General features: G+C 63.0%; 19 protein-coding genes. 6 read left to right on the plus strand and 13 right to left on the minus strand.

The window, feature by feature from the left end:
- The first annotated feature begins 39 nt into the window (after positions 1–39).
- Positions 40–1,314 carry an MFS transporter gene (locus tag BUA26_RS13635; RefSeq protein WP_072761356.1) on the plus strand — a complete coding sequence of 425 codons (1,275 nt, stop codon included), beginning with the start codon at positions 40–42 and terminating at the stop codon, positions 1,312–1,314.
- A gap of 35 nt (positions 1,315–1,349) precedes the next feature.
- Here the strand turns inward: BUA26_RS13635 and BUA26_RS13640 are convergent, their stop codons facing one another.
- The 10 genes from BUA26_RS13640 to cmk form a co-directional block, all read right to left on the minus strand.
- Positions 1,350–1,697 (minus strand): tRNA-binding protein, encoded by a 348-nt coding sequence (locus BUA26_RS13640; RefSeq protein ID WP_072761357.1) that lies wholly within the window; start codon positions 1,695–1,697, stop codon positions 1,350–1,352.
- Positions 1,694–2,995 (minus strand): NAD(P)/FAD-dependent oxidoreductase, encoded by a 1,302-nt coding sequence (locus BUA26_RS13645; RefSeq protein WP_072761358.1) that lies wholly within the window; start codon positions 2,993–2,995, stop codon positions 1,694–1,696. The genes BUA26_RS13640 and BUA26_RS13645 overlap by 4 nt, the downstream gene beginning before the upstream one ends.
- Before the next feature lie 109 nt (positions 2,996–3,104).
- Positions 3,105–3,989, minus strand: coding sequence for a UTP--glucose-1-phosphate uridylyltransferase GalU (gene galU / locus BUA26_RS13650; RefSeq protein WP_072761359.1), 885 nt, complete (start codon positions 3,987–3,989; stop codon positions 3,105–3,107).
- A complete protein-coding gene (locus BUA26_RS13655) occupies positions 3,986–5,884 on the minus strand; it encodes a polysaccharide biosynthesis protein (protein ID WP_072761360.1) in 1,899 nt (632 codons plus the stop codon). Before BUA26_RS13655 ends, galU begins: the two co-directional genes overlap by 4 nt.
- Positions 5,871–6,893: an MraY family glycosyltransferase gene (locus tag BUA26_RS13660; protein WP_072761361.1), complete on the minus strand. Its 1,023-nt coding sequence runs from the start codon at positions 6,891–6,893 to the stop codon at positions 5,871–5,873. Before BUA26_RS13660 ends, BUA26_RS13655 begins: the two co-directional genes overlap by 14 nt.
- Positions 6,894–6,905: 12 nt before the next feature.
- Positions 6,906–8,078: a lipopolysaccharide assembly protein LapB gene (gene lapB / locus BUA26_RS13665; protein ID WP_072761362.1), complete on the minus strand. Its 1,173-nt coding sequence runs from the start codon at positions 8,076–8,078 to the stop codon at positions 6,906–6,908.
- Complete coding sequence (locus BUA26_RS13670; RefSeq protein ID WP_072761363.1) at positions 8,075–8,332, minus strand: LapA family protein; 258 nt, start codon at positions 8,330–8,332, stop codon at positions 8,075–8,077. The genes lapB and BUA26_RS13670 overlap by 4 nt, the downstream gene beginning before the upstream one ends.
- 166 nt (positions 8,333–8,498) lie before the next feature.
- Positions 8,499–8,798, minus strand: coding sequence for an integration host factor subunit beta (locus BUA26_RS13675; RefSeq protein ID WP_072761364.1), 300 nt, complete (start codon positions 8,796–8,798; stop codon positions 8,499–8,501).
- 72 nt (positions 8,799–8,870) lie between these two features.
- Entirely contained in the window at positions 8,871–10,547 is a 1,677-nt protein-coding gene (rpsA, locus tag BUA26_RS13680) for a 30S ribosomal protein S1 (RefSeq protein WP_072761365.1), read from the minus strand.
- Between the two features lie 176 nt (positions 10,548–10,723).
- Positions 10,724–11,404 carry a (d)CMP kinase gene (cmk, locus tag BUA26_RS13685; protein WP_072761366.1) on the minus strand — a complete coding sequence of 227 codons (681 nt, stop codon included), beginning with the start codon at positions 11,402–11,404 and terminating at the stop codon, positions 10,724–10,726.
- 101 nt (positions 11,405–11,505) lie between these two features.
- Here cmk and BUA26_RS13690 point away from each other — a divergent pair, with 101 nt between their 5' ends.
- From BUA26_RS13690 to ykgO, 4 genes are all read left to right on the plus strand, one after another.
- Positions 11,506–11,763, plus strand: a complete 258-nt coding sequence (locus BUA26_RS13690; RefSeq protein ID WP_072761367.1) for an acyl-CoA-binding protein — start codon at positions 11,506–11,508, stop codon at positions 11,761–11,763.
- Between the two features lie 98 nt (positions 11,764–11,861).
- Positions 11,862–13,880, plus strand: a complete 2,019-nt coding sequence (locus tag BUA26_RS13695) for an NADPH-dependent 2,4-dienoyl-CoA reductase (RefSeq protein ID WP_072761368.1) — start codon at positions 11,862–11,864, stop codon at positions 13,878–13,880.
- A gap of 263 nt (positions 13,881–14,143) precedes the next feature.
- A complete protein-coding gene (locus BUA26_RS13700; RefSeq protein ID WP_072761369.1) occupies positions 14,144–15,055 on the plus strand; it encodes a LysR substrate-binding domain-containing protein in 912 nt (303 codons plus the stop codon).
- 63 nt (positions 15,056–15,118) lie between these two features.
- Positions 15,119–15,244: a type B 50S ribosomal protein L36 gene (gene ykgO / locus BUA26_RS13705; protein ID WP_007080705.1), complete on the plus strand. Its 126-nt coding sequence runs from the start codon at positions 15,119–15,121 to the stop codon at positions 15,242–15,244.
- 105 nt (positions 15,245–15,349) lie between these two features.
- Here the strand turns inward: ykgO and greA are convergent, their stop codons facing one another.
- Genes greA through carA form a run of 3 tightly spaced genes read right to left on the minus strand, consistent with a single transcriptional unit; the run spans position 15,350 to position 20,177 of the window.
- Positions 15,350–15,826, minus strand: coding sequence for a transcription elongation factor GreA (gene greA, locus BUA26_RS13710; protein WP_072761370.1), 477 nt, complete (start codon positions 15,824–15,826; stop codon positions 15,350–15,352).
- The gene (gene carB, locus BUA26_RS13715) at positions 15,823–19,050 is read right to left on the minus strand and encodes a carbamoyl-phosphate synthase large subunit (RefSeq protein WP_072761371.1); all 3,228 of its coding nucleotides are present in this window, start codon (positions 19,048–19,050) and stop codon (positions 15,823–15,825) included. The genes greA and carB overlap by 4 nt, the downstream gene beginning before the upstream one ends.
- On the minus strand, positions 19,050–20,177 hold the full coding sequence (gene carA, locus BUA26_RS13720; RefSeq protein ID WP_072761372.1) for a glutamine-hydrolyzing carbamoyl-phosphate synthase small subunit: 1,128 nt from the start codon (positions 20,175–20,177) through the stop codon (positions 19,050–19,052). The genes carB and carA overlap by 1 nt, the downstream gene beginning before the upstream one ends.
- Positions 20,178–20,389: 212 nt before the next feature.
- On the opposite strand from carA, the gene BUA26_RS13725 reads away from it, so the two are divergent.
- Positions 20,390–21,085, plus strand: a complete 696-nt coding sequence (locus BUA26_RS13725; protein ID WP_072761373.1) for a 2OG-Fe(II) oxygenase — start codon at positions 20,390–20,392, stop codon at positions 21,083–21,085.
- Positions 21,086–21,088: the final 3 nt, after the last annotated feature.

Raw genomic sequence — 21,088 nt, forward strand, 5'->3', positions numbered from 1 at the left:
GGTACGTATGATTCGCCCAATTCCGTACCGAGCGGTAACATGACTATACAGCGCAGCCGTCCCTTCGGCCAGAACTACGCCTTCGTCGTCGCCGGCGTGATCTTTCTCGCCCTCCTCGCCGCCGCCGGTGTCCGCGCCGCACCGGGCGTGCTGATCCTGCCGCTGGGCCAGGCCTTTGGCTGGAGTCGCGACACCATCTCGCTTTCGGCGGCGGTGGGCATCTTCCTGTACGGCATGGTGGGACCGTTCGCCGCCGCGCTGATGCAGGCGGTGGGCATCCGCCGCACGCTGATCGGCGCGCTGGCCCTGATGGCGGTGTCGATCTCCGCCAGCGCGTGGATGAGCGAACCGTGGCACCTGCTGGTGACGTGGGGAATCTTCTCCGGCATCGGCTCCGGCTGCGTGGCCATCGTGCTGGGCGCCACCGTGGTCAACCGCTGGTTCGTCACTCATCGCGGCCTCATGATGGGTCTGCTTACCGCGAGCACCGCCACCGGCACGCTGGCCTTCCTGCCGATCCTGGCGGCGCTGGCTGGACACGGTGGCTGGCGGCCGGTGGTGTGGACAGTGGCGGCCGGTTGCGCGCTGTTGATACCGCTGGCCTGGTGGCTGCTGCCCGAACGCCCGGCCGACATCGGTCTGCGCCCCTACGGTGCGACCGGCGAGGAGACCGTCGAGCCGCCGCGCCGCAACCTGCTCGCGATCGCGCTGGGCACCCTGGTCATGGCGTCGCGGCAGCGGACCTTCTGGCTTCTGTTCGCCACGTTCTTCATCTGCGGCTTCACCACCAACGGACTGATCGGCACGCACTTCATCGCGATGTGCGGCGACCATGGCATCCCCGAGGTCCGCGCCGCAGGCCTGCTGGCGATGATGGGCGCATTCGACCTGATCGGCACCACACTGTCGGGCTGGCTCAGTGACCGCTATGACCCACGCAAATTGCTGTTCATGTATTACGGCTTGCGGGGACTGTCGCTGATCTGGCTGCCCTACTCCGATTTCTCGTTCTCCAGCTTGTCGCTGTTCGGCGTGTTCTATGGCCTGGACTGGATCGCTACCGTTCCGCCCACCCTGCGCCTGGCCAGCGAAGCCTTCGGTGACCGCGATGCGCCCGTGGTGTTCGGCTGGGTGGCGGCAGGCCATCAGATCGGTGCCGCCAGTGCAGCGTTCTATGCGGGTTTCATGCGTACCCAGGGCGGCAGTTATCTGGAACCGTTCGTCGTCGCCGGTGTTACCGGACTGGTCGCGGCAGGCATCGCGCTGGCCATTCGGCGACAGCCCCGGACAGTGCCGGTCGCGGCAGCGGGCTGACCCGCTCGATCACCTACGCAAGGAGAGTGGCCTGCCTAGGCCAGTCGCGTGCCGTTGGGCACAGGACGTTCGACCGCGGTCAGCACCACACCGTCGTCGGTGTGGAATCCGGTAAGCAGGAACTGCGAACGAAATGGACCGATCTGCTTTTCGGGGAAGTTGATGACGCCTACGATCTGGCGGCCGACGAGTTGCTCGGCGCCATACAGCGCGGCGATCTGCGCGCTGGTCTTCTTCTCGCCATACGGGCCGAAATCCACCCACACTTTCCACGCCGGCTTGCGCGCTTCGGGAAACGGTTCCACCCGTATCACCGTGCCGGCAACGATCCGCACCTTCTCGAAATCGGCCCAGCTGATTTCGCCCTGATCCGCTTCGCTCATCCTTCCAACCTCGTCTTCAACCAATCGCGGCCTTGCTGCCACCAGTAGGCAGTCTGCGCACCAAGATAGCCGAACGGCCGATGTGTACGGCTCAGACCATAGTCGGCAAACTGCTTCCAGCGATCGTCGCCACTGGCTATCGCTGCCGCCAGCAGTTCGCCGGCCACGCAGGTCGGCGCCAGGCCATGCCCGCCGAATGCCTGCGCCCACCAGAGTCCGTTGTCGCTGCCGCCGAGTCCTCCTCCGATCTGGGGCATCTGATGGCGTGCGTAACTCATCAGGCCCGACCAGGCGTAGTCGATCTTGACGCCTTGCAATTGCGGGAATACCCGCAGCAGGTCTTTCATCAGCAGCCGGCGCACCGCCTGCGGCGAACGGTTGCGGATCGAGATGCGACCGCCCCACAGCAGCCGGGTGTCCGGTAGTGCGCGGTAGTAATCGAACGCGAAACGACTGTCGTAGATCGCCGCACGGGTGTGCAGGCAATCGTCCATCCGATGCCCCAGCGGCTCGGTCACCATGACGTAGGTGGCGATCGGCAGGATCGCCCGATCGATCGGCTTCTGCAGACCAGCCAGATAACCGCCGCACGCCAGCACCACCTGATCGGCGAGCAGTTCGCCCTGCGCGGTGCGCACGCGCCACTGCAGACCCTCGCGGGTAAGGCTGCGGACACCGCTGTTCTCATGGATGCGCACACCTTGCCCGGCTGCCGCCGCAGCCAGACCGATCGCGTAGTTCAGCGGGTGCAGATGCAACGCATCGCGCTCGTACAGACCGTCGTGGTAGCGCTCGCTGCGGACGCGTTCGCGCAATTCCGCTTCGGGCAGCCATTGCCACTGCACGCCGTAATGCTCGGCCAGGAGCTGCTGACGCTGGCGCAGCACACCGGGATCGCGGAACCAGTTGGCCCAGATCACACCTTGATCGACGGCGCTGCAGGGAATGGCGTAATCGGCGATGCGCTGGCGGATGCGCTGCACCGCTTCGGTGGTGAGCTTGAACAAAGCCTGCGCACGCACCTCGCCCAGCTGATCAAGCAGCGATTGCTCGCCCAGCGAGTAGCCGGCAAACACGAAACCGCCATTGCGGCCGGAGGCGCCAAAGCCGATCTGCTCGCGCTCCAGCAACACCACATCGCGCACGCCGCGTTCCGCCAGGCCCAGCGCCGTATTCAGTCCTGCAAAGCCACCGCCGATGATGACGACCCGCGCATGGGTATTGCCTAGATGCGGCACATAGGGCGTGTACGGCGTAGCCGTTGCGCGGTAATAGGACGAAGACGAGGACGAGTTCATGCTGCGGAGCAAGCTCACACCGGGGCCCGGGATCGAGCAAGCATATTCCTCAAACATGGATCTTGATGGAAGCTGCATGCAGCACTCGGCCGCATGCAGCGTAGGGGTTTCAGAGTTGCTGGAGAAAAGCGCGCACGGTCGGCACCAGCGTCGGATCCTGCATCGCCATATGCATGGTGGCGCGCACCAGCCCGGCCTTGTTGCCGCAATCGAAGCGAGTGCCTTCGAAGCGATAGGCCAGCACCTTGCCCTGTTCCATCAGCAAGGCTTCGATCGCGTCGGTGAGCTGGATTTCGCCGCCGGCACCGGGCGTGGTCTGTTCCAGCAGCTGGAAGATGCGGCCGGGCAGCACGTAACGGCCGACCACGGCCAGATTCGAGGGCGCGTCGGCCGGCTTGGGCTTTTCGACCATGTAGCGGATCAACGCACTGCGCTCGTCGATTCGCGTGGCGTCGACGATGCCGTACTTGTCGGTCTCGCTATGCGGCACTTCTTCGACAGCGATCACACCCGCCTGCTGCGCCTCGGCCAGCTCGGCCATCTGCCGCAGCGCGCCCTTGCCGCTGCCTGTCGGGCCGTTCCAGATCAGATCGTCGGGCAACACCACGCCAAACGGTTCATCGCCGACCACCGGCCTGGCGCACAACACGGCATGGCCAAGGCCGAGCGCCTCCGGCTGGGTTACGAAGATGGCCCGTACATGTCGCGGCAAGGTGCCCTGCACCAGCGCCAGCAATTCGTCTTTGCCTTTTTCCTGCAGCTTCGCTTCCAGCTCGTAAGCCTTGTCGAAGTAATCGGCAATCGCGTGCTTGTAGCGATTGGTAACGAAGATCAAGGTGTCGGCGCCGGCATCCACCGCCTCGTCGACAGCATATTGAATCAGCGGCTTGTCGAGGACCGGCAGCATTTCCTTGGCGACCACCTTGGTCGCGGGCAGAAAGCGTGTGCCGAGCCCGGCGACGGGAAAAACCACTTTACGCAGGGGTTTGCTCACTCATTGATCTCCGGATTGGCGCGGCGGATCGACACCACGTTGTCCGGTTGTGCCGATTCGCTCCAGCGGAACGAGGGCAGCAGGCTGGACACGCAGCGGCGAAGTTCTTCTTCATCGAAAACGGTGACGGCCTCGGCAGCCTTGTTCAACAGCGCCTGCAGCAATTCCCACGATACCTCGCGGTGCTGCGCCAGGAAAATCTTGGCGTGCTCGGTGGCACTGTAATTTTCCAGCGGGTGGAACAGTTCCTCGAACAGTTTCTCGCCGGCGCGCAAGCCGGTGTAGACGATCGGGATTTCGCTGCCCGGCTTCTTGCCGGCCAGGCGGATCATCTGTTCGGCCAGGTCGCGGATCTTCACCGGCTCGCCCATGTCGAGCGCGAAAATCTCGCCGCCCTTGCCGATGCTCGCGGTCTGCAGGATCAGCTGGCAGGCCTCGGGAATCGTCATGAAGTAGCGCGAAATCTCCGGATGAGTCACGGTGACCGGACCGCCGTTGTGGATCTGCTCACGGAACAGCGGCACCACCGATCCGGCCGAATCCAGCACGTTGCCGAAACGCACCGTCATGTAATGGGTATCGGCATGCGCGTTGAGGTTCTGACAGTAGATCTCCGCGACACGCTTGCAGGCGCCCATCACGCTGGTTGGGTTGACTGCCTTGTCGGTGGAGATCAATACGAAGCACTCGACCCCGAACGCACGTGCCGCGTCGGCTACCGTGCGCGTACCCAGCACGTTGTTGCTGAAGGCTGCACGCAGTTGTCCCTGCAGCATGGGCACATGCTTATAGGCTGCCGCATGGAACACCACTTGGGGCTGGGCATTCGCAAACGCCTGCTGCATCGCCGGTTGATCGCCGCAATTGGCCAGGATGCCGTCGAGGATCAGCTCGGGGAAATCCGCACGCAGTTCCTGGGTGATGCGGTACAGGTTGTATTCGCTCTGCTCGACCACGGTAAGCGATTGCGCGCCGAGCCGCGCAACCTGCCGGCACAACTCCGAGCCGATCGAACCGCCGCCGCCGGTCACCAGCACGCGGCGCGCACTCAGCGTTTCACGGATCGCGGTCCAGTCCAGCTCCACCGCGTCGCGGCCCAGCAGATCCTCGATCGCCACTTCCTTGATCTGGTTGAACTGCGCCCTGCCGGCAACCACGTCTTCCAGCCGCGGCACTGTCCGGTACGGCAGATCGGTTTCGTCGCACAGCGATACCACCCGCCGCATCTCGACGGTCGACGCTCCCGGCAGCGCGATCAGCAACATGTCGACCGCCGCCTCGCGTGCCACTTCGGGCAACTGGTCGAAGCGACCCAGCACCGGATGGCCATTGATGCTGGCGCCGCGCAGACTGGCCTTGTCGTCGACGAAACCGACCACCGAATAACGACTGTCGTGATGCAGATCGCGCGAGAGAACTTCGCCGGCCCGATCCGCGCCCACGATCAGCACCCGCTTGAGTATCTGGTTCTGCAGCAGATCGTTGCGGCTGTCCTTCCAGTACCGGTAGAGCAGTCTTGGAGCGCCGAGCATCACCGCAAGCAGGATCGGATAAAGCAGCAGCACCGAGCGCGGTACGCTGTCGAGCCGGTTGTACAGGAACAGCGCGACATAGATCGCCACTGCGCCAGCCACCGCGGCGCGCAGGATGTTCCACAGATCCGGCAGGCTGGCGAAGCGCCAGACGCTGCGGTACAACCCTGTCCAGCGGAAAATCAGCCCCTGCACCAGCAGCACGATCGGAATTTCGAGCATGTGGAAGCTGACGATCTCGTCCGGCTTCAAGGCATACCGCAGCAGTTTGGCGATCCACCACGCCAGTGCCGCCATCGTCAGATCGTGCAGCACGACCGCAATGCGCGGATGAATGAAACCGACCAGTTTACGCAGCAGCATGATGGGCCTTGGGCAAGTGGCGTCGCAAACAGCGACGTTTCAGCATCAGCCAGGCGGCTGCGGCTCCCAGATAGACGACGATGGTAATCGGCAGCGCCATTTGCAGATGACTCCAGGCCAACCAGGCCGAGGGTGCCGCGATCAGCAAGTTCCAGCCCAGATAAATGGCATCCGCCCGTGCATGTGTTCCACCAAGACGTACCAGCCACTGGTAAAGGTGTTCGCGATGTGCAGTGTACCAGCGCCGTCCGCGCCATATTCGGGTCAGCAACGTGAGGCTGGCGTCCGCCACGAACGCCGACGACAGGATCATGGCCGGCCACAACAAGGCCTGGTTTTGCCGCCACAGCATCGCGCTGAACGCGAAGATCAGCAAACCCACGCTGCCGCTACCGACATCGCCCATGAAAATCCGCGCCGGCGGCCGGTTGTAGTACCAGAAACCCAACGCGGCTGTCGCCAGGCTGGCCGCAGCGAGCGCCAGCGCGGGCTGTGCCGCAGCCCACGCCAGCAACGCCAGGCCGCCGCCGACGAAGATCGCCTGCTGCGCCAGCAACCCATCGATACCGTCCATGAAATTGTGTAGGTTGACGCTCCATATACCGCCGATCAACAGCAGCGGCAGCCACCACCACGACAAGCCGGTCATCAGCAAGGTGATCGAAAACACCCCGGCAGCCAGCACCTGCGCACCCAGCCGCGGCCATACCGGCAGCGCGCGATGATCGTCCCACCAGCCGGCCAGTGCCACCACCAGAAGTGCGACGAGCAGACCGCCGATCACACTGGACGGCCATGCGGCCGGCAGGCTCCGCAATGTGCCGGGCAGGCAGATCAACATCGCCACGACGATGCCGATACCGCCGCCGCGCGGGGTCGGCAGACGATGCGAGCGGCGCTGCCCGGGATGATCGAGCATGCCGCGACGATATGCGTAACCGATCGCGCCGCGCGCCAGCAGCAACGTGATCAGGAAGCTGGTCAGCAACCATCCCGTGGCCGTGTACATACTAATTTCGTCTCACTCGCTGGCGACGCCGTGAATCGGCCGGATCGTACTCCAGCTCTTGCAGCTGGGGCACTGCCAGTGATGTGCTTTGGCACCGAAACCGCAGCGGCTGCAGCGATACATCGCCTGGCCTTCCAGCAGCTTCTTGGTCAGGTCGCGCAAGATCAGGAAGTTTTCACGCGCCTCGCCTTCGATCTTGTCCATGGTGGCATCGATCAACGCCATCAGCCCTCTCACCGATGGCCGCAGGCGCAATTGGGTCGTCAGGAAGTCGATCGCCGCACGCTCGCCATCGCGCTGTCGGTAAAGGTGGGTCAGCGCCAATACCGGCGAGACGCCGTGATAACGCTCGAGCATGTTGCGCAGGAATATTTCCGCTCTTTCCATCTGCTGCGAATGGGCGTAGCTGTTGAGCAGCGGCGGCAGGATTTCCGGAGTGAACGCGATATCGGCGTCCACTGCCGCCTCATACGCCGTCACTGCCTCGGCGTGGTGGCCATCCTCTGATTGCAGACGGCCGGTCAGCATGAAGGCGCGTACGCAATCGGGCTGGCACTTGAATGCCTGCTGCAGATAATCGCGGGCTTCTGCACGGGCGCCATGCTGACGCGAACGATCGGCCAGCTCGCAGTAGAACTGGGCGATCATCGGCGCCTCGTCCTCGCCGGTCATCACTTCCAGCCGGCGGGCGTGTTCGATCGCCTTGTGCCAGTCGCGTTCGTGTTGATAGATCGCGATCAGATGGCGCAACGCCGAAGGCGCATGCGCATCCATCGCGACCAGGTCGGCGAACAGGGCTTCGGCGCGGTCGAGCAGACCGGCGCGCATGTAATCTTCGCCGAGTTCCAGCAGTGCGACTGTCTTCATAGCATCGGACAGGCCCGGTCGCGAGACCAGGTGCTGATGCAAGCGGATCGCCCTATCCACCTCGCCGCGACGACGAAACAAATTGCCCAGCGCCAGATGCGTCTCGACCGTGTCGCGGTTGTACTCGGCCAGCTTGAGGAAGACCTCGATCGCCTTGTCCTGCTCCTCGTTGAGCAGGTAGTTCAGGCCGCGGAAGTAGTCCGAGGACAGCTCGCTGACTTCGGCGCCGGATCGGCGCGCACCCACCTGGCGGGAGGCCCACCAGCCCAGTACGAACGCCACTGGCACCAGCGGAACAAGCACATACAGGAGATTCATGGTTTGGCCGGAACCCTCTTGTCCGCACGCGATTGCTGGCGGCGCTGCCTACGCTGGCGCGAGCTGACTCCGAGCCACGCGGTAAGTCCGCCCAGCAACCAGCCGATCACCACGCCGCCCAGCAAGGCGGCGCCTTTGGGCAGTTGGACCCGGGCGAACGCGAGATCGTAGCCGACCAGATCGGCGTTGAGCGCACCCAGCACAACGCCGGCGGCAATGAAGATGAGCAGGACAATGATGGCAAGCAATCGCATGCCACGACTTTACCCGATTGACCGTGACAGGCACAGCCACAGACAGCCTGGGCCATCGACGTGGCATCGATCCGGAACGACGTGCACCCTGCCCCGGATTTCAGGCAAAAAAGAAGGCAGGATCGACTTGCGTCGCCTGCCTTCGATGAACTTCTTTCTTGCCGTATCAGCCCGCTTGCTCTTCCAGATCCAGGTTGACGCGTTCGCGCAATTCCTTGCCCGGTTTGAAATGCGGGACATGCTTGCCGGGCAACGCCACGGCTTCGCCTGTCTTCGGGTTGCGACCCATGCGTGGCGGTCGGTAATGCAGCGCAAAGCTGCCGAACCCACGCACCTCGATGCGTTCGCCGTGAGCCAACGCATGACTCATCTGTTCGATCACGCTCTTGACGGCCATCTCGACGTCGGCAAACGCAAGATGGGTCTGGCGCATGGCCAGCGCTTCGATCAATTCGGATTTGGTCATGGGACCCCAATGTCCGTGACATGAAACAACGGGGCGGCGATGTGCCGCCCCGTGTCGGGCTCGTAATGGCGATCAATCAGCCTTGTTGAACTGCTCTTTGAGCAACGCACCAAGCTTGGTCGTACCGCTGGCTGCGGACGCGTAGTCGGCCCCCGCTGCCTCCGGTACATCTTCCTCGTCCTTCGCGCGGATCGAGAGCGCCAACTGGCGACCCTTGCGATCCATGCCGGTGAACTTGGCTTCGACCTTGTCGCCCACCTTCAGATGCAGCGTGGCATCCTCGATGCGCTCCTTGGCGATGTCGTTGGCGCGCAGGTAACCCTCGACGCCCTCACCCAGATCGATCACCGCACCCTTCGCATCGACTTCCTTGACGGTGCCGTTGACGATGGTGCCGCGCGGATTCGCCGCCATGAACTGACCGAACGGATCCTGTTCCATCTGCTTGATGCCGAGCGAGATGCGCTCACGCTCCGGATCGACAGCCAGCACCACAGCCTCGATCTCGTCGCCCTTCTTGAAGTTGCGGACCAGATCTTCGCCGGACATCTGCCAGGAGATATCGGACAGGTGCACCAGACCATCGATGCCGCCGTCCAGGCCGATGAACACGCCGAAGTCGGTGATCGACTTGATCTGACCGGAGACCTTGTCGCCCTTCTTGTGCATCGCTGCGAAGGCTTCCCACGGGTTCGACCGGGTCTGCTTGATGCCCAGCGAGATGCGGCGACGCTCCTCATCCACGTCCAGCACGGTGACTTCGGTCTCGTCACCGACCTGAACCACCTTGGCCGGGTTGACGTTCTTGTTGGTCCAGTCCATCTCGGACACGTGCACCAGGCCTTCCACGCCCGGCTCGATCTCGACGAAGCAGCCGTAATCGGTGACGTTGGAGACCTTGCCGAACAGGCGGCTGCCGACCGGATAACGGCGGGCAATCGCGACCCACGGGTCGTCGCCCAGCTGCTTCAGGCCCAGCGAAACGCGGTTGCGCTCCTTGTCGTACTTCAGCACGCGCACGTCCAGCTCGTCGCCAACGTTGACCACTTCGGACGGATGGCGCACACGCTTCCACGCCATGTCGGTGATGTGCAGCAGGCCGTCGATGCCACCCAGGTCCACGAACGCGCCGTAGTCGGTGAGGTTCTTGACGGTGCCCTTGACCACGGCGCCTTCGGTCAGGCGCTCAAGCAGCTGCTCGCGCTCGGCGGAGAACTCGGTCTCGACCACGGCGCGGCGGCTGACCACCACGTTGTTGCGCTTGCGATCGAGCTTGATGATCTTGAATTCGAGTTCCTTGCCCTCGAGGAACACCGGGTCGCGCACGGGGCGCACATCGACCAGCGAGCCCGGCAGGAATGCGCGGACGTCCTTGATGTCGACCGTGAAACCACCTTTGACCTTGCCGGAAATCAGACCAACGATGGTCTCTTCCTTGTCGAACGCCTGCTCGAGGTCGTCCCACACCATCGAGCGCTTGGCCTTCTCGCGCGACAGCTTGGTCTCGCCGAAACCGTCTTCCAAAGCTTCGAGGGCAACCTTCACCTCGTCGCCTACCTGCACCTCCAGCACACCGTCCTCGCTCTTGAACTGCTCGATCGGGACGATGCCTTCGCTCTTCAGGCCAGCATTGATCACGACGACGTCATTGCGGATTTCCACAACGATGCCGGTGACGATGGCGCCGGGCTTCAGCTTGGAGATAGCCTGTTGGCTCTGTTCAAACAGTTCGGCAAAACTTTCAGTCATGTTGATTCCATAGTGGGAAAAGACCGTGGTCCGTTGCGCTTGTCGATGTGTTGCGCACGAACGTTCCGGTCCACCGGTTGGGGTGTCTTCGGGTGGTTCATCGAGAACCGACCGTGGTCACCGTTGGCCAAAATCCCCTGCCGCAGCAGGGGCGCAGAAACCGTCGTACAACCCGATCAAGGCTGTACGACGGAAAGTACTTTCGCGACGACCTCGTCGATGCCCATTCCGGTGGTATCCACCAGCACGGCATCTTCGGCAGGCTTGAGCGGCGCGACCGCGCGCGATGCATCGCGGCTGTCACGGGCCTCAATTTCGCGCTGAAGGCCGCCAAGTGTAACGCTGAGTCCCTTTTCCTTCAACTGCTTATAGCGTCTTTTCGCGCGTTCGGCGGCGCTCGCGGTAAGGAAAACCTTGAACGCGGCATCCGGAAAGATCACCGTGCCCATGTCGCGCCCGTCGGCAACCAGCCCCGGTGCCTTGCGAAAGCCCAGTTGCAGCGCCACCAGGGCCTCGCGCACCGATGGCATCGAGGCGATCGCCGAAGCTGCCGCACCGGCGGTTTCGGTGCGCAATTCGTCGGTGGCATCGTGGCCGTTGACGATCACCCGGGTCTGGCCGCCATCGCCGGCGGCGCGGAAATGGATCTTGGTGGATTGGGCGCAGCGGGTCACGGCATCTACGTCCGACAAGTCCAGGCCGGCCATGCCGGCGGCATAGCCCACAGCACGGTACAAGGCGCCCGAATCCAGCAGCCGCCAGCCCAGATGCTCCGCCACCAGTGCGCTGATGGTGCCCTTGCCCGACCCGGATGGCCCGTCGATGGTGAGTACGGGAACGGGTGCGGCATGGCTCATGGCATTTCCTGGCTGAACGGAAGAAAGCGGAAGTTTAACGCGTTGACCCCAGCCGGAACGCGTGCTATCTAGCCGCTCTTCCTGCCAGTCCAATCAGCCTTATGACCGATCTTCGCCGCGAGTTCGAACAAGCCGCCGAGGATATCCAGCGATTGGGTACGCGCCCCGACAACGACACCTTGCTGAAGCTGTATGCGCTGTACAAACAAGGCTCCGAGGGCGATCTGCGTCGGGCTCAGCCGGGGTTTTTCGACTTTGTCGGCACGGCCAAGCATGCGGCCTGGGCAAAACTGAACGGCGTATCCGAAGAGGAAGCCATGCGCCGCTATATCGAGCTGGTGCACCAGTTGCTGGCGTGAGTTTCAGGCCTGAGCTGTACCTCCGGTCCACCCGACGCTTGCTTTTCGATACCCAACACCGGCACATTCATACGATCGTTTGAGCCTGTGCAGGTCGCATGAATTATCCGAAGCTGTTCGCCCCGCTCGATCTGGGCCATATCACCCTGCCCAACCGCATCCTGATGGGGTCGATGCATACCGGGCTGGAGGACAAGGCCGGCGATTACGACAAATTGGCGGCGTATTTCGCCGAACGGGCTCGCGGTGGTGTCGGACTGATGGTCACTGGCGGCATCGCACCGAGTATCGAGGGCTGGCTGAAACCGTTCGGTGGCCGGCTCACGATGCCCTGGCACAAGCCGCGGCATCGCAAGCTCACCCACGCGGTGCATGCCGAAGGCGGTCGTATCTGCCTGCAGATACTGCACGCCGGACGTTATGGCTATCACCCCTTGTCGGTGGCGCCGTCGAAGATCAAGTCGCCGATCACCCCGTTCACACCGCGAGCGCTGTCATCGCGTGGCGTAGAGCGCACCATCCGCGACTTCGTGCACTGCGCGAAACTGGCGCAGGACGCCGGCTACGACGGTGTCGAAATCATGGGTTCGGAAGGCTACTTGATCAACCAGTTCATCGCGGCGCGCACCAACCAGCGCAACGATGCCTGGGGTGGCGACGCAACCCGCCGCATGCGTTTCGCCATCGAGATCGTGCGGCGCACACGCCAGGCCGTGGGCCGCAACTTCATCATCATCTATCGCTTGTCCATGCTCGACCTGGTCGAAGGCGGCCAGGACTGGAGCGAGATCGTGACGCTGGCCAACGCCATCGAAGCGGCCGGAGCCAGCATCATCAATACCGGCATCGGCTGGCACGAGGCGCGCATACCCACCATCGTCACTAGCGTGCCGCGCGCGGGGTTTGCCTGGGTTACCAAAAAGCTCAAGGGCGAGGTGGCGATTCCGCTGATCACTACCAACCGCATCAACATGCCCGACGTCGCCGAACGCATTCTCGCTGACGGCGAGGCTGACATGGTCTCGATGGCGCGCCCGTTGCTGGCCGACCCGCACTGGGCCAACAAGGCCAAAGCAAGTCGCAGTGATCGCATCAACACCTGCATCGCTTGCAACCAGGCCTGCCTCGATCATGTATTTCAGAATAAGCGCGCCAGTTGTCTGGTCAACCCGCGCGCCTGCCACGAAACCGAGCTGAAAATCGAACCTGCCAGCATGCCCAAACGCATCGCGGTCGTTGGTGCAGGCCCGGCCGGCATGGCTTGCGCCAGCACGCTGGGCGAACGCGGCCACACGGTGACGCTGATCGACAAGGCCAGCGAGATCGGCGGCCAGTTCAACTATGCCAAGCAGATCCCCGGCAAGGAAGAATTCCACGAGACGCTGCGTTATTTCCACCACCGATTGAGCGACAGCAGTGTTGATGTGCGGCTGGGCCAGACCGTAGACGCAACGTCATTGCACGCCGGGGATTACGACGAAGTCGTGATCGCCACCGGCATCACACCACGTACGGTGAGTTTTCCCGGCAGCGACGATCCACGCGTGCTGAGCTACCTGGATGTACTGGCCCACCACAAACCGGTGGGACCTCGGGTGGCCATTATCGGCGCAGGCGGCATTGGCTTCGACGTAGCGGAGTTCCTGGTCGAGCACGCCCCCTCACCCACCACCGACGTAGAGCGCTGGACCCGTGAATGGGGGGTGGACATGCAACTGGCGCAACGGGGCGGCTTGCAGAAACCGCAGCCGGAAGCGCCAGCCCGACAGATGTGGCTATTGCAGCGCAGTGAAGGCCGTCCCGGCGCGCGGCTCAACAAGACCACCGGCTGGGTACACCGGGCCACACTGAAAGCCAAGCAAGTCACCATGCTGGGCAACGTCAGCTATCGGAGTTTCGATGATCAAGGCCTGCACATCACCGTCGACGGTGTTGCGCAGACCCTGCCGGTCGACAACGTGGTGATCTGCGCTGGCCAGGAGCCTAATCGGCGGCTCGCCGATGAATTGATCGCGGCGGGACTGACGGTGCACGTCATCGGCGGCGCTGATGTCGCCGCTGAGCTCGATGCCAAACGCGCGATCGCCCAAGGCACCCGATTGGCCAGCCAGATCTGATCGGCACGACTTGACCGGCCAGATACAACGACGCCGCTGTCCGAAAGGCAGCGGCGTCGTTGTATCGAAGAAAGCGCTCCGCAGGAAGACGCATCGATATGGGTTCAGGGGGGAGTTGAACCAGACATCGTATTTAGCGTCGCTGCGGAGCAGGGCCGCCGCCACTAGGGGGGGAGGGAAGTGGCGGGACGGGAGAGAGTTTATGATCGACGCAATAAAGTATCTAATATATATTTAGCGTCGTATTAATTCGCAATCGATATATGTTTGATTTTCGCCAATTGCGTTACTTCGTCGCCGTCGCCGAGGAGCTGAGCTTCACTCGCGCAGCCCTGCGCCTGCATCTCTCCCAACCGCCCCTGTCCCAGCAGATTCAGTCGCTGGAACAGGATCTGGGCGTGCGTTTGCTCGAGCGTACCAAGCGTCACGTGGCCCTGACGGAGCCAGGCCGGGTCTTCCTGGAACAGGCCCGGCAGATCCTGGCCAAGGCTGACGAGGCACGCAGCGAGGTGACCGCCGCCGCTGCCGGCTACAGCGGCCAGTTGCGATTGGCATATACCGTTTCGGTGTCGTTCCACCCTGCTCTGCCGCAGGCCTTGCTGCGCTATGGCCAGATCGCACCCAACGTCCGCCTGAAACTGAGCGAGATGTATACCGAGCCTCAGTTCGCCGCGCTGCTGGCCGGCGAAATCGACGTTGGTTTTGTTCGCGATGAGCCGGTCCATGCGCTGGATGCCCGTGACCTGCGGTTTGATGTGATTGATCGCGAACCCCTGCTGCTCGCCCTGCCCGCTGGCCACCATCTGGCCAAACGCGACAGTCTGCGTCTGGCCGAAGTGGCGGGTGATGCGTTTGTTTCGCAGCCGCGCGAACTCGCTTCCACGCTTTACGACCGGTTGGTGAAACTGGCGGCGACGGCGGGCTTCCAACCGACAATTGCCCAGCATGCGCAGCAGATCAACGGCTTGCTGGCGCTCGTCGCTGCCGGTCTGGGGCTGGCTCTGGTCCCGGCCAGCATGCGCACCGTACAACTGGCCGGAATCAGTTACGTATCGCTGGAGGATTCCGATGCCCACCTGCTACTGGCGGTGGCCAGCCGTGCCGGCGATCGTTCTCCGGCGTTGCAGCAGTTTCTCGCCACCGTGGCCGATACTGTCGCCACGCCGGGCTTGTGATAAGCCCTTGGAGTCGTTACACTTGCGAGCTTACATTTTCGTCTTTAGTGTCAGGAGCCGGCCGTGAAGGTGCTTAACTCTTTGAAGTCCGCCAAGGCGCGGCACCGCGATTGCAAGATTGTGCGTCGTCGCGGCAAGGTGTTCGTGATCTGCAAGAGCAACCCCCGTTTCAAGGCTCGCCAGCGCTAAGCCCTACCGGCCAATCGCTGACGAAGTCATGAAAAAGGCCGCGCGAGCGGCCTTTTTCATGGGCGTCCGTTGCACTGCTGCAAGCGGACGCCGCTACCGTCCCGCTTATTCGTAACGGACGCCGACAATCTCATAGTGCTTGACGCCATTCGGCGCGGTGAATTCAAAGCTGTCGCCGGAGCTCTTTCCGATCAACGCCCGCGCAATCGGCGAGGACACCGCGATCAGGTGGTGCTTGATGTCGGCTTCCAGATCGCCAACGATCTGATAGGTCACGGCTGCGCCGCTGTCCTCATCTTCCAGATCGACGATGGCCCCGAACACCACCTTGTTGCCGGGATTGAGCCGGGTGACATCGATCACTTCGGCCGTCGACAGCAACGCCTCGAGCTGACCGATGCGACCTTCGGTGAAGCTCTGCAATTCGCGCGCAGCGTGATATTCGGCGTTTTCCTTGAGGTCGCCATGCGCCCGCGCCTCGGCGATCGCCGCGATGATACGCGGACGATCGACCGACTTCAGTCTCTCCAGTTCGGCGCGAAGACGCTCCGAGCCGGCCTTGGTAATGGGAGCACGACTCATGCGCTCAACTCCTTGTGCAGTTCCTGCAGGCTGTGCACCTCGCCATCGCCTCGGAAATCCAGCGAATGCACGAGCGCACGTGCGCCTGCCACGGTAGTGGAATAGGTGACGCGATGCTGCAACGCCTCGCGTCGGATCGAGAACGAGTCGGCGATCGCCTGCTTGCCCTCGGTGGTGTTGACGATATAGACGATTTCGCCGTTCTTGATCAGATCGACAATATGCGGACGGCCCTCAAGCACCTTGTTGACGCGTTCGCAGACCACGCCGTGTTCGGCCAGATAGCTGGCCGTACCCGAGGTCGCCACCAGATTGAACCCGCGCGCGATGACTTCCCGCGCCACCGGCAGCAGTCGCTCCTTGTCGCCGTCGCGCACCGACAGGAATACCTTGCCCACGGTCGGCGGCCGGATTCCCGCAGCCTCGTGACCTCGTGCGAATGCGGCACCGAAACTGCGGCCGACGCCCATCACTTCACCCGTCGAGCGCATCTCCGGGCCGAGGATCGGGTCGACATTCTGGAACTTCAGGAACGGGAAGATCGCCTCCTTCACCGAGTAGTACGCGGGAATCACTTCGCGCGTCGCACCCAGGCTTGCTAGCGAACGACCCGCCATCACGCGGGCGGCGATCTTGGCCAGCGGCACACCCGTGGCCTTCGACACGAACGGCACCGTGCGCGAGGCGCGCGGATTCACTTCCAGGATGAACACGGTATCGCCCTGGATCGCGAACTGCGTATTCATCAGACCGATGACTTTCAGCTCTTTCGCCATGGCAGTGACCTGGCGACGCATCTCATCCTGGATCTGCGGTGTCAACGAATACGGCGGCAGCGAGCAGGACGAGTCGCCCGAGTGCACGCCGGCCTCCTCGATGTGCTCCATGATGCCGCCGATCAGCACATTGCCACCGGCATCGGCAATCACGTCCACATCGACCTCGACCGCGTGATCGAGGAAACGGTCCAGCAACACCGGCGAGTCGTTGGAGACTTTCACCGCGTCGCGTATATAGCGCGCCAGGTCGGCGTCGTCATGCACCACTTCCATCGCGCGGCCGCCAAGCACGTAGCTTGGCCGCACCACCAGCGGATAACCGATCTCGCGGGCCAGCGCCAATGCCTCGTCGGCATTGCGCGCGGTACGGTTCGGCGGCTGCTTCAGGCCGATCTTCTCGATCATCTGCTGGAAACGCTCGCGGTCTTCGGCCAGGTCGATCGAATCCGGACTGGTGCCGATGATCGGTACGCCCGCCGCTTCCAGTGCGCGCGCCAGCTTCAACGGGGTCTGTCCGCCGTACTGCACGATCACGCCTTTCGGCTTTTCCAGATGGACGATTTCCAGCACGTCCTCAAGCGTCAGCGGCTCGAAGTACAGACGATCGGATGTGTCGTAATCGGTCGAGACGGTTTCAGGATTGCAGTTGACCATGATGGTCTCGTAGCCATCCTCGCGCAGCGCCAGCGAAGCATGCACGCAGCAGTAATCGAACTCGATGCCCTGCCCGATCCGGTTCGGGCCGCCGCCGAGCACGATGATCTTGTCGCGGTTGGTCGGGTTCGCCTCGCACTCTTCCTCGTAGGTCGAATACATGTAGGCCGTGCTGGTGGCGAACTCGGCGGCGCAGGAATCCACCCGCTTGTACACCGGCCGCACGCCAAGCGTATGGCGCAGATGGCGCACGGCGGCTTCGTCGGTGTTGAGCAGCTCGGCCACGCGCGCATCGGCAAAACCGAGCCGCTTGAGTTCGCGCATGCGCGCCTCGTCCAGCGCAGTCAGTCCTTGCTTGATGACCTCAGCCTCGGTCAGCACGATGTCCTCGAACGCGGCGAGGAACCATGGATCGACCCGGCTCAGACTGTGCACTTCCTCCAGAGACAGGCCGGCGCGGAACGCATCGGCCAGATGGAATACACGATCCGGCCGCGGTTCGCGCAGCTCGCGCTTGAGTACAGCCAGGCCATCTTCGGTGCTGATGTCCAGGCCGGTCGGGTTGAGGCCGGTCTTGCCGATCTCCAGGCCACGCAGCGCTTTCTGCAACGACTCATGGAAGCTGCGGCCGATCGCCATCACCTCGCCCACCGATTTCATCTGGGTGGTCAGGCGGGCGTCGGCAGCCGGGAATTTCTCGAATGCAAACCGCGGAATCTTGGTCACCACATAGTCGATCGACGGCTCGAACGAGGCCGGGGTCAGACCGCCCGTGATGTCGTTCTTCAGCTCATCCAGCGTGTAGCCAACCGCCAGTTTCGCGGCAATCTTGGCGATCGGAAAACCAGTCGCCTTCGACGCCAGCGCGGACGAGCGCGATACGCGCGGATTCATCTCGATGACGACGACACGGCCGTTCTCGGCATTGATGCCGAACTGCACGTTGGAGCCGCCGGTATCCACGCCGATCTTGCGCAGTACCGCGATCGAGGCATCGCGCAGTCGCTGGTATTCCTTGTCGGTGAGCGTCTGCGCCGGCGCCACGGTGATCGAGTCGCCGGTATGCACGCCCATCGGATCGAGATTCTCGATCGAGCAGACGATGATGCAGTTGTCCGCGGTGTCGCGAACCACTTCCATCTCGAACTCTTTCCAGCCGAGCACGGATTCCTCGACCAGCACCTCGCCCACCGGCGACAGCTCGAGACCGCGCTTGACGATCTCTTCGAATTCCTCGCGGTTGTAGGCGATGCCGCCACCGGAACCACCCAACGTGAAGCTGGGGCGGATGACGGTGGGATAACCGACCTTGGCCTGGGTCAGCAGCGCCTGCTCGAACGAGCGCACCACTTCGGCCTTCGGGCAGTCAAGCCCGATTTCCGCCATCGCCACGCGGAACAGTTCGCGATCCTCAGCCATGCGGATCGCTTCGCGCGAGGCGCCGATCAACTCGACGTTGTACTTCTCCAGCACGCCGTTGTCGGCCAGATCCAGCGCACAGTTGAGGCCGGTCTGGCCGCCCATCGTGGGCAACACCGCATCCGGGCGCTCCTTGGCGATGATGCGTTCCACCGTCTGCCAGTTGATCGGTTCGATATAGACCGCGTCGGCGGTCTCCGGGTCGGTCATGATCGTGGCGGGGTTGGAGTTCACCAGGATCACCCGATAGCCCTCTTCCTTCAGCGCCTTGCATGCCTGCGCACCCGAGTAATCGAACTCGCAGGCCTGGCCGATCACGATCGGGCCGGCGCCGATAATGAGGATGCTCTTGATATCGGTACGCTTGGCCATCAGCGGGCCTCCTGCATCAGTGCCGCGAAACGTTTGAACAGATAGCCGATGTCGAGCGGGCCGGGGCTCGCTTCCGGATGACCCTGGAAGCAGAACGCCGGTCGGTCGGTCAGCGCGAAGCCCTGCAGCGAACCGTCGAACAGCGAGGTGTGGGTTACCCGCACATTCGCCGGCAACGTAGCCGGGTCGACCGCGAAGCCATGGTTCTGCGAGGTGATCAGCACGCGGCCATCATCGTGGTCCTTCACCGGATGATTCGCGCCGTGATGGCCGAACTTCATCTTCAGCGTCTTCGCACCCAGCGCCAGGCCCATCAGCTGGTGACCGAGGCAGATGCCGAACAATGGGATCTTCGCATCGAGCAGTTCGCGGGTCGCGACGATCGCGTAATCACAGGCAGCCGGATCGCCCGGTCCGTTGGACAGGAACACGCCATCGGGCTGCATCGCCAGCACCTCGGCAGCAGGCGTCTGCGCCGGCACCACGGTGACTTCGCAGCCCTGCTCGGCCAGCAGGCGCAGGATGTTGAGCTTGGTGCCGAAGTCGTAGGCGACTACCTTGAAGCGGGTCGCTGGCTGATTGAACTCGGTGCGGTCCAGGTCGTATATGCCCTGCTTCCACACATACGGCCTGGCGGTGCTGACCACCTTGGCTAGGTCCATCCCGTTCAAGCCGGGGAAGGCACGCGCTTTCGCCAACGCCGTCTCGGCGTCGACCTGCTCGCCGGCCATGATGCAACCGGCCAGCGCGCCCTTGTGGCGCAGAATGCGGGTCAGTCGGCGGGTATCGATGCCGGCGATGGCGACGGTGCCATGGCGCCTCAGGTAATCGGGCAGGCTTTCGTTGCTGCGCCAGTTGCTGGCCCGACGCGGCACGTCGCGCACAATCAGTCCGGCAGCATGCACGGCCGTGGATTCGACATCCTCGGCATTGACGCCGGTGTTGCCGATATGCGGATAGGTCAGCGTGACGATCTGGCGCGAATAGGAAGGATCGGTCAGGATCTCTTGGTAACCCGTCATCGCGGTGTTGAAGACCACCTCGCCGACGGTCTCGCCGATCGCGCCAACGGCATGACCATGGAACACGCTGCCGTCTTCGAGGGCCAGCAGAGCAGGAATAGGCATACGGTAACCGCCTTTTAGATGCAGCAAAGTCCGCAAGCCGCAGGAGTGCTGGCTTGTGGAGCTTGGAAGGGAAAGGATCAGGGCGGGTTGAAATGATAAGCGGAGGCGACGTTTCTGTCCACCTTACACAGCCTGAATTATGCGTTTTCGTGCCCATCACCGCCGATCGGTCGGCGCTACACTAAGCCAAATTTCAATGGAGTTGAATGTCTATGAGCGCCGCCGTATTGCTCGATCCCGCCCGGCTCGATCGCCCGGATACCACGGTGCAGCAACAACCCTTTCCATTCATGGTGGCGCACGGCCAGCTGCCGGACGAGGTTCGCACCGACCTGGACCGTGACTTTCCGCGCTACGCTAGTGCCGGCTTCTTTCCGTACGACCCGAGCGACTGCGGCCCGTCCGTCAACGCGCTGATCGAAAACATGACCACGCCGGCCTTCGCCAGTGCCGTGGGTCGGCGGCTTGGCATCGACAATCTTGGCCAGTACCCGACGCTGGTGACGTTGTGCCGGCTACTCAACAAGCGCCACGGCACCATCCACACCGACAGCAAGTCCAAGGTGGCCACGGCGCTGCTCTATCTCAACACGCAATGGCCGGACACCAGCGATGGCTGCCTGCGTTTCCTGCACAAGATCGACGACATCGACAGTGTCGTGGTTCCGGAACTGGCTCCGCTCTATGGCGAGTTTGCGGTATTCAAGCGCTGCGAAAACTCTTTCCACGGTCATTTGCCCTACGAGGGCGAACGACGGGTGATCCAGGTGGCGTGGCTCACCAGCGAAAAAGAAAAGTTGCGCAAGACCAAGCGCGGCAAGTTCTCACGCGCGTTCAAGAAACTGTTCGGCAGCCTCGACACCAAGCTGGGCTCAGGGCGCGACCGCAACGCCTCGCATCCTGATTGAGTC

The organism is Rhodanobacter sp. OK091 (assembly GCF_900142825.1).
In the GTDB taxonomy this organism is placed as follows: Bacteria; Pseudomonadota; Gammaproteobacteria; order Xanthomonadales; family Rhodanobacteraceae; genus Rhodanobacter.

Coding starts and splice junctions, on each gene's coding strand:
- carB (WP_072761371.1), bottom strand. CDS start 19,050: ATGGCCAAGCGTACCGATATCAAGAGCATCCTCATTATCGGCGCCGGC.
- BUA26_RS13655 (WP_072761360.1), bottom strand. CDS start 5,884: ATGCTGCTGCGTAAACTGGTCGGTTTCATTCATCCGCGCATTGCGGTC.
- BUA26_RS13675 (WP_072761364.1), bottom strand. CDS start 8,798: ATGACCAAATCCGAATTGATCGAAGCGCTGGCCATGCGCCAGACCCAT.
- lapB (WP_072761362.1), bottom strand. CDS start 8,078: ATGAATCTCCTGTATGTGCTTGTTCCGCTGGTGCCAGTGGCGTTCGTA.
- BUA26_RS13635 (WP_072761356.1), top strand. CDS start 40: ATGACTATACAGCGCAGCCGTCCCTTCGGCCAGAACTACGCCTTCGTC.
- BUA26_RS13670 (WP_072761363.1), bottom strand. CDS start 8,332: ATGCGATTGCTTGCCATCATTGTCCTGCTCATCTTCATTGCCGCCGGC.
- BUA26_RS13690 (WP_072761367.1), top strand. CDS start 11,506: ATGACCGATCTTCGCCGCGAGTTCGAACAAGCCGCCGAGGATATCCAG.
- cmk (WP_072761366.1), bottom strand. CDS start 11,404: ATGAGCCATGCCGCACCCGTTCCCGTACTCACCATCGACGGGCCATCC.
- BUA26_RS13645 (WP_072761358.1), bottom strand. CDS start 2,995: ATGAACTCGTCCTCGTCTTCGTCCTATTACCGCGCAACGGCTACGCCG.
- carA (WP_072761372.1), bottom strand. CDS start 20,177: ATGCCTATTCCTGCTCTGCTGGCCCTCGAAGACGGCAGCGTGTTCCAT.
- rpsA (WP_072761365.1), bottom strand. CDS start 10,547: ATGACTGAAAGTTTTGCCGAACTGTTTGAACAGAGCCAACAGGCTATC.
- BUA26_RS13640 (WP_072761357.1), bottom strand. CDS start 1,697: ATGAGCGAAGCGGATCAGGGCGAAATCAGCTGGGCCGATTTCGAGAAG.
- BUA26_RS13700 (WP_072761369.1), top strand. CDS start 14,144: ATGTTTGATTTTCGCCAATTGCGTTACTTCGTCGCCGTCGCCGAGGAG.
- BUA26_RS13725 (WP_072761373.1), top strand. CDS start 20,390: ATGAGCGCCGCCGTATTGCTCGATCCCGCCCGGCTCGATCGCCCGGAT.
- BUA26_RS13660 (WP_072761361.1), bottom strand. CDS start 6,893: ATGTACACGGCCACGGGATGGTTGCTGACCAGCTTCCTGATCACGTTG.
- greA (WP_072761370.1), bottom strand. CDS start 15,826: ATGAGTCGTGCTCCCATTACCAAGGCCGGCTCGGAGCGTCTTCGCGCC.
- BUA26_RS13695 (WP_072761368.1), top strand. CDS start 11,862: ATGAATTATCCGAAGCTGTTCGCCCCGCTCGATCTGGGCCATATCACC.